At 56.5% G+C, this 4,282-nt stretch carries 7 protein-coding genes; 5 read left to right on the plus strand and 2 right to left on the minus strand.

The features are described 5' to 3' along the window. Positions 1-7: 7 nt before the first annotated feature. Complete coding sequence (locus ADK28_RS25565) at positions 8-238, minus strand: DNA polymerase III subunit theta (RefSeq protein WP_016928156.1); 231 nt, start codon at positions 236-238, stop codon at positions 8-10. 344 nt (positions 239-582) lie between these two features. Between ADK28_RS25565 and ftnA the strand changes: the two genes are divergently transcribed. The 5 genes from ftnA (at position 583) to ADK28_RS25590 (ending at position 3,997) form a co-directional block, all read left to right on the plus strand. Further along, positions 583-1,101: a non-heme ferritin gene (gene ftnA, locus ADK28_RS25570; protein ID WP_015377481.1), complete on the plus strand. Its 519-nt coding sequence runs from the start codon at positions 583-585 to the stop codon at positions 1,099-1,101. A gap of 292 nt (positions 1,102-1,393) precedes the next feature. After that, positions 1,394-1,810 (plus strand): CopC domain-containing protein YobA, encoded by a 417-nt coding sequence (gene yobA / locus ADK28_RS25575; protein WP_042706245.1) that lies wholly within the window; start codon positions 1,394-1,396, stop codon positions 1,808-1,810. Positions 1,811-1,812: 2 nt separating this feature from the next. Further along, complete coding sequence (gene copD / locus ADK28_RS25580; protein WP_048797011.1) at positions 1,813-2,694, plus strand: copper homeostasis membrane protein CopD; 882 nt, start codon at positions 1,813-1,815, stop codon at positions 2,692-2,694. 69 nt (positions 2,695-2,763) lie between these two features. Further along, positions 2,764-3,105 carry a YebY family protein gene (locus ADK28_RS25585; RefSeq protein WP_048797012.1) on the plus strand — a complete coding sequence of 114 codons (342 nt, stop codon included), beginning with the start codon at positions 2,764-2,766 and terminating at the stop codon, positions 3,103-3,105. Positions 3,106-3,592: 487 nt separating this feature from the next. Next, the gene (locus ADK28_RS25590; protein ID WP_048797013.1) at positions 3,593-3,997 is read left to right on the plus strand and encodes a hypothetical protein; all 405 of its coding nucleotides are present in this window, start codon (positions 3,593-3,595) and stop codon (positions 3,995-3,997) included. Here ADK28_RS25590 and ADK28_RS25595 read toward each other — a convergent pair. Further along, positions 3,994-4,212 (minus strand): hypothetical protein, encoded by a 219-nt coding sequence (locus ADK28_RS25595; protein ID WP_033640661.1) that lies wholly within the window; start codon positions 4,210-4,212, stop codon positions 3,994-3,996. The genes ADK28_RS25590 and ADK28_RS25595 overlap by 4 nt on opposite strands. Positions 4,213-4,282 lie beyond the last annotated feature (70 nt).

A 4,282-nucleotide genomic window follows, 5' to 3' on the forward strand; every position in this document is an offset into this window, starting at 1 on the left:
GGTTTTTCTATTTAGCCTTCGGTTCGTACGGCAGGCGCGAAAACTTGTGGGATTCCGCGCGGTAGTGCGCCACGCGCTCGCGAAAATAGTCGCGCAGCGCTTCCGGTTGCTCGCGCTCCACCACTTCCGGGATCACCGGCATGTTGTAGCGCTCTTTATACGCCACGCCTGAGGCGGCGAGATCCACATTCACCCTGTCCATCTCTTCTTTGGACAGCTCGGCCAGATTGTAACCCACGCTATGCTCCTTACTTACTTTGCCGCATTGAATCTGCGCAGAAGGTAATCCACCCGGCGGCGCTTGGCAAGCCCATTACGCCGTTGTCGGGAGCGATATTTATCCAGCAGTAATGCAATCTATTTATTCTTTTAAATAAGAATGATTCGATTTTTGATTAAAATAAAAGATGAAAATAATTATCATGTGAATTCTCAATGTGAATGAAATATTTTAATTTGTTGATATTTATGGTTTTTATAATTAATGTGATTTGAGTGTAAATAAGGTGTTTTTATTTTTACTGCAGCAGGGCATAATGCGCGGAAATTAAATTCATGACCTGCAAAATAAAAGGAATCATTATGCTGACGCAAGAAATGACTCAAAAGCTGAATGAGCAACTGAATCTGGAGTTCTACTCCGCCAACCTGTATCTGCAGATGAGCGCATGGTGCAGCGATAAAGGCTTTGAAGGCGCCGCCGCATTTCTTAAGGAGCATTCTCAGGAAGAGATGCAGCATATGCAACGTTTGTTCGACTATCTGAGCGACACCGGCTCTCTGCCGCTGCTGGGCACCATCGCCGCGCCGCCGGTAGCGTTCGAATCGCTGGCGGACGTGTTCCAGCAGACCTACGAACACGAACAGCTGATCACTCGTCAGATCAACGAACTGGCGCACGCCGCCATGACCGCACACGATTACTCCACCTTCAACTTCCTGCAGTGGTATGTGGCGGAGCAGCATGAAGAAGAGAAACTGTTCAAATCCGTGCTGGACAAGCTGGCGCTGGTGGGCACCAGCGGCAAGGGCCTGTTCTTCATCGACAAAGATCTGAAGAAAATGGGCGCGATGGGCCAGGGCGGCAACGACCAGGCCTGATCTGCATCAGAACATCGAAAAAACCGCGCGCGGGCGAGCCTGACGCGCGGTTTTTTTTACCCTGCGTTTATCGCGGTTATGCGGCGATACGTGCTGCCGGATCGCAAAATGCCAGTGATGCGCTCGACTTGCCGCAGCGTGGTCGTTATGATTTACCACGATACGCTACAGGGATGGTAGAGTCAAAACAGCGGGTTAGCCGATACAACCCGTTTTTCTGTTTACCCGTGGCGCAATCATTGCGGTGGGTTGGGGCCGCTGATACATCGCCTTGGCTGTGGCCTTAACCCTTATGACCCTCTTTATATTGTTAAGGGATACCACTGTGATCGGTAAAATTCGTTCCTCCTGTCGCCTGCTTTCCACCGTTTTCGTTCTGTTCGTCGGCCTGTCTTCGCAGCAAGCGCTGGCGCACGCCCACCTGAAAGTGGAAACGCCGAAGGCCGACGCCAGCGTCAGCCCGGCGCCGAAGGCGCTGACCCTCAGCTTCTCCGAAGGCATCGAACCAAACTTCAGCGGCGTGAAAATCACCGGCCCGGACAACGCCGTGGTGAAAACCGGCAAGCTGCAGCTCGATCCGAACAACAACACCCAGGTCAACGTGCCGATCGAAAGCGAGCTGAGCGCGGGCAAATACAACGTCAGCTGGCATGTGGTGTCGGTCGACGGGCATAAAACCAAAGGCCAGTACAGCTTCACCGTAAACTGATCGTGACTCTGGCGACCCTGTTCGTTCTGTGTCGCTTGGTGCACTTTGCGGCGGTGATGCTGATGTTCGGCATCAGTCTGTTCACCGCCTTATTGTCACCGCAGCGCCTCTCCCCGATCCTCTCCCGCGATGTGCGTCCTCTGCTGCTTGCCGGCACCTGGATTGCCGGGCTTTCCGCCGTGGCGCTGCTGGCCATTCAGGCCGGGCAGATGGGCGACGGTTGGGAAGACGCCTGGCGGCTGGAGGTCTGGTGGGCGGTGCTCGGCACCACCTTCGGCGAAGTGTGGCGCTGGCATCTGGGCCTGTCGCTGCTGGCGATCCTGAGCCTGCTGCTGCCGGAACGGCCGCGCGCACAGGCGTTGGCGCTGTGCTCGGCGCTGCTGCTGGTGAGCCTGGCGTTTATCGGCCACGCGGCGATGCATGAAGGCGCGTTGGGCGCGCTGCACCGCGCCAACCATGCGGTGCACCTGCTGGCCGCCGGTTACTGGTTCGGCAGCCTGGCGCCGCTGCTGGTTTGCCTGCGTTACCTGCCTCCGCCGCAGTGGCGCAGCGACGCCATCACCACGCTGATCCGTTTCTCGCGCTGGGGGCACCTGGCGGTGGCGGCGGTGATCGTCACCGGCATCGTCAACAGCCTGATCATTCTCGGCGGTTGGCCGCTCAACCTCGGCTCGCCTTATCAGCGCCTGCTGCTGATCAAAACCGCGCTGGTGGCGCTGATGGTGATGGTGGCGCTGGCCAATCGCTACGCCATCGTGCCGGCGATGAGCCGCGTACCGGCGCTGGCGCAGCGCGGCGTGGTGCTGGCCTGCTGGCTCGAAGTCGGGTTGGGGATGGCGGTGCTGCTGCTGGTCAGTTTATTTGCAACCTATGCGCCGGTATGACATTTCAGCTTGCCGCAACCGGGCAAGCTGCGGGAAAATCGGCGCGAATAGCAACCTTAAGGCCATCACATGAAATCGGTATTACTCGGCATTACGCTGCTGGCAACCGCGACCGGCGCGCTGGCGGCAGACAAACTGGTGAACATCACCAAACTGGAGTACGGCAAACAGTGGGCGTTCACCAAGGAAGAGGTGACGCTGCAGTGCCGCAGCGGCGGCGCGCTGTTCGTGCTCAATAACAGCACCCTGATGCAATACCCGCTCAACGACGCGGCGGAGCAGCAGGTGAAGAAGGGCCATCAGCGCGCGCAGCCGCTGGACGTGATCCTGCTGGACGACCCTGCCGAACCGGGGAAAAAAATGAGCATGGAGCCGTTCATTGAACGCGCCGAGAAGCTGTGCGCTGACTAACCGCTTGTTTGCCAACGCCTTGCCCAGCGTGCGCAGATTGATGCGCATTTGCCGCATAGTTATTTCGTCACGAAACTATCACGCGGCCGCCGGGCGGCTGGCAAAACTGGCGCGGTAGGCTACTCTTAAAGTGCACGGCTGAACAAGCCCTGCATTAAATGCCAACTTTTAGCGCACGGCTCTCTCCCAAGAGCCATTTCCCTAGACCGAATATAGGAATCGTATTCGGTCTTTTTTTGTGTGATTGATTTATAAGGAAATTCCACTTAAAGCGCCAATAAATTTCTGGTTTCTCTTTCCCGTCGTCATATTTCAACCCGATCTCCGGTTCCACACACCCACCGCACCTATCGCTAATTTAGCCGCACCAAAAGTCATTACGTCATCTATGGCGCTGATAAGCTTCGGCCATTGCTCCCATCAACGGTTTAACGAGAGTGTCATTATGGGAAATATCCCGGCATCAGGCGCTATAAGGAAACCCGCAGTGAACGAGCAACTGAATCAATTAAAGATGATGTTGCCCGGCTATCTCGAGGCGTGGCGTGAGGGGGCCTTACCCTCTGACTGGGGGCAGGTGGCTAATCCTGAAGTAGTTGCCGCCCTGTTGGCGGAGTGGGAGGCGCTAAGCGAGTTGGCGTTTCGGTTCGAAACCGCCACTGAAGCACCCTCCGAACCGGCCGCGTTTTGGCAGGCGCGCGCCGAGCTGATGGCGCAGCGCAATCGTGAGCTGATGGCTCAACTGGCGACGCCAATCCGTTTGCCCAGCGCACGGGTGGCCTTTTTTGGCTATGTGAAAACGGCCGTGATGGACGCCAGGCAGGTTAAAGCGGCGATTCGCGATGCCGGTTTTATCGTTGCGGGTGGCGCCCCCAACGAGAACACGGCTTAACGCGGTTTCTTCTCAAATTTCTCGGCAAAAAAGAACCGCAGCAATTTATGGATCCACAGCAGGATGGCGCCGACCACCACCAGCGAGACGACGAAATGCGACAGATTTTTAGGCGCGGCATAGCCGTGGGTAAAGGAGACCCCCGCGCCGCTGAGCAGCAGGGTGGCGATCCAGAAGCCGAGCAGCAGGCATAAGGTACGAAACAGTTTAAACATGGTTATCACCAAAAATACGGAAAGCGCCGACCGAACGGAGAGGCTCAGCCGGAGCTTTGATTAATTAAAA

Source organism: Serratia sp. 506_PEND (assembly GCF_001076875.1).
In the GTDB taxonomy this organism is placed as follows: domain Bacteria; phylum Pseudomonadota; class Gammaproteobacteria; order Enterobacterales; family Enterobacteriaceae; genus Serratia; species Serratia marcescens.

Excerpts from the sequence above, each read along its gene's own strand:
- ftnA (WP_015377481.1), top strand. The coding sequence starts at position 583 with ATGCTGACGCAAGAAATGACTCAAAAGCTGAATGAGCAACTGAATCTG.
- yobA (WP_042706245.1), top strand. The coding sequence starts at position 1,394 with ATGACCCTCTTTATATTGTTAAGGGATACCACTGTGATCGGTAAAATT.
- ADK28_RS25585 (WP_048797012.1), top strand. The coding sequence starts at position 2,764 with ATGAAATCGGTATTACTCGGCATTACGCTGCTGGCAACCGCGACCGGC.
- ADK28_RS25595 (WP_033640661.1), bottom strand. The coding sequence starts at position 4,212 with ATGTTTAAACTGTTTCGTACCTTATGCCTGCTGCTCGGCTTCTGGATC.